The organism is Solidesulfovibrio sp. (assembly GCF_029978005.1).
Taxonomy (GTDB): domain Bacteria; phylum Desulfobacterota; class Desulfovibrionia; order Desulfovibrionales; family Desulfovibrionaceae; genus Solidesulfovibrio.
Genome location: NZ_JARKOZ010000187.1, coordinates 1 through 2,714 on the forward strand (window position 1 = coordinate 1; position 2,714 = coordinate 2,714).

Here is a 2,714-nt window from a genome sequence, read left to right on the forward strand (position 1 = left end):
CGGTTTTTCGCCTCGCGCGGGGAGAAGACCTGCCGGCCCTTGGCGTAGCGGCGCGTCACGAAGGCCCGCCGCACCTCGGCGAATTCGGGCTGGTCGAGTTCCGCCAGCAGGTCGGCGTCGGTCAGGCGCATGGGCTTCCCCGAAAAAGGCGACGTCGGCCGGCGCGGGCGCGCCGGACCGCACCGCCAAGCCTAGCCCATGTCGCGGCGTCGGGAAAGGCCCCCGCCCCCCGGGTCTACTTTTCCGTGGCCGGGCCGCCGAGGTGCGTCAGAAAAGCGGTGAAATTGCCCGTGAACTCGTAGTTGCCCACGTGGGTGAAGACGCTGTGCACATCGGCGTAGATCTCGCCGCCGATGTCCGTCCAGCGCTTGCAGAAGGCGTAGTCCTCGGGAAGGTAGTCCCGCGTGGCCGCATCGATGGCCGTCTCGAAAAAGGCCACGTTCCCCACATGGTCGTCGTTGGTGTAGGCATAGTCGTAGACGAGCTCGGGATAGGCCTCGGCCAGGCGCGCGAACACCTCGCGCCTGATCATCATGAAGCCCGTGGCCCCGTACTCCACGGGCACGAGGCCCGTGCCCGGCTCGGGCCGGCCGCCGGGCTTGAGCTTCACGGCGTAGTGCAGCGAGGCGGCCTGGGCCACGCGCGGCAGCACGTCGCGCCGGATCGTGCGCAGCTTGTCCACGTCCAGGTGCTTGACCGGATAGATGCCGCAGACCACGTCCTTGTCCGCTTCCAGGTACTTCCAGGCCAGCTCCGGCGAAAAGCCGATGTCCGCGTCGATGAAGAGCAGATGCGTGTATTCCTTCTGGCGCAGGAATTCGTTGGCCACGAGGTTGCGCCCGCGCGTGATGAGGCTCTCGTGGGACGGGGTGAGCATGCCGGTGCGGATGCCCTGGCGCTCCAGGAACCCGAGCATGGGAATGAGCGAGCGCAGGTACTGGATCGACACGTTGCCGTTGTAGCAGGGCGTGCCGATCATGAGCATGCGGCCCCTGGGATCGAGCGGCTCGGACATGGGCAACCTCCCGGACGTTTGGCGGGGAACGCCGATTTCCCCGTTTCCCGGCCGGTTATCCGGTCAGGCCCCGGGGAAGTCAAGGTGGCTCGCCGCCTTGGACACGCCGGCGGCCATGGGCTATCGTGCCCCAGGCGCGCCGTTTCGCGCCAGAGGCGATCCCCACATGGCCCTGCCCCGAGACATCCCCTGCGAAGAGATCATGGAGTCCCTGGCCGACGGCGTCTTCACCGTGGACACGGACTTCACCATCACTTTCTTCAACCGCGCCGCCGGAGCCATCGCCGGCATCGCCCCGGCCGAGGCCCTGGGCCGCAAATGCTGGGAAGTCTTCCACTCGAGCCTGTGCGACGGCGACTGCGCCCTGGGAGCCTGCATCCGCGACGACGCCACGCTCTCGGAAAAAGCCATCTTCATCGTGCGCCCCGACGGCCGCAAGGTGCCGGTCAGCATCAGCGCCGCGCCCCTGCGCGACGCCGCCGGACGCATCGTCGGCGGCGTGGAGACCTTCCGCGACATCGCCGACCTCGACCGGCTGCGCAAGGAAGTGGACGGCGTGCGCACCCTGGAGGACATCGTCACCAAGAACAGGGAAATGGCCCGCCACCTGGACCTGCTGCCGCCCATCGCCCAAAGCGGGGCCACGGTGCTGCTGCTTGGCGAATCCGGCACCGGCAAGGAACTCTTCGCCCGGGCCCTGCACAACCTGAGCCCCCGGGCGAGTGGCCCCTTCGTCGCCGTCAACTGCGGGGCCATCCCCGGCGAACTCCTGGAATCGGAACTCTTCGGCCACGCGCGCGGCGCGTTCACCGACGCCAAGACCGAACGCAAGGGCCGCTTCGCCCTGGCCGCCGGCGGCACGCTCTTCCTCGACGAGATCGGCGAACTGCCCCTGCCCCTGCAAGTCAAGCTCCTGCGCGTGCTCCAGGAACATACCTACGAGCCGCTGGGCTCTGACAAGACCGTCGCCGCCGACGCGCGCATCATCGCCGCCACCAACCGCGACCTGGAAGCCATGGCCGGCTCGGGCGCGTTCCGCCGCGACCTGTTCTACCGCCTGAGCGTGGCGCGCATGGCCCTGCCGCCCCTGCGCGCCCGCCCCGAAGACATCCCGCTGCTCATCGCCACCTTCATCGAACGCCTGAACCTCCTTCGCGAAAAATCCGTCGTCGGCATAAGCGACGCCGCCCTGCGCCTGCTCCTGCGGCACGACTACCCGGGCAACGTCCGCGAACTGCAAAACATCCTGGAATACGCCTTCATTCTGTGTCCCAGCGGCCGCATCGGCCCCGAACACCTGCCCGACTACCTGCGCCCCGCCCCCGCCGCCCCCCAGGCCGGGCCGGACGCCCCCCGCACCATGCGCGCCGCCAAATACCACGCCGCCAAGGCCGCCCTCGCCCGCCACAACGGCAAAACCATGGCCGCCTGCCGCGAACTGGGCGTCACCAAGGATACGTTGCGCCGGATTCTGGAACAGGGACCGGGAGCGGAGGCGGAGGTGGAGAGTGAGCAGGGGATGGAGAAGGGAAGAAGGAAGATGCCTCCGGCGGCCAGGAGGGGGTGACCCCCTCCTGGACCTCCCCGCCAGGGCGGATGGGAGGGAGGTCGGGGATGGCAAGCGGCGGGACGTCGGTCATTGTGGTCTGGGAATCGGCCCGGACCCGCAGGCCGCAAAGCCGGCCAGCACGTCCGGGCC

General features: G+C 68.9%; 2 protein-coding genes. One reads left to right on the plus strand and one right to left on the minus strand.

Annotation, left to right across the window (positions count from 1 at the left end; genetic code table 11):
• Positions 1 to 235 precede the first annotated feature (235 nt).
• On the minus strand, positions 236 to 1,015 hold the full coding sequence (locus tag Q1K70_RS20030) for a hypothetical protein (protein ID WP_300163760.1): 780 nt from the start codon (positions 1,013 to 1,015) through the stop codon (positions 236 to 238).
• A gap of 166 nt (positions 1,016 to 1,181) precedes the next feature.
• Between Q1K70_RS20030 and Q1K70_RS20035 the strand changes: the two genes are divergently transcribed.
• Complete coding sequence (locus Q1K70_RS20035; protein WP_300163763.1) at positions 1,182 to 2,582, plus strand: sigma 54-interacting transcriptional regulator; 1,401 nt, start codon at positions 1,182 to 1,184, stop codon at positions 2,580 to 2,582.
• Positions 2,583 to 2,714 lie beyond the last annotated feature (132 nt).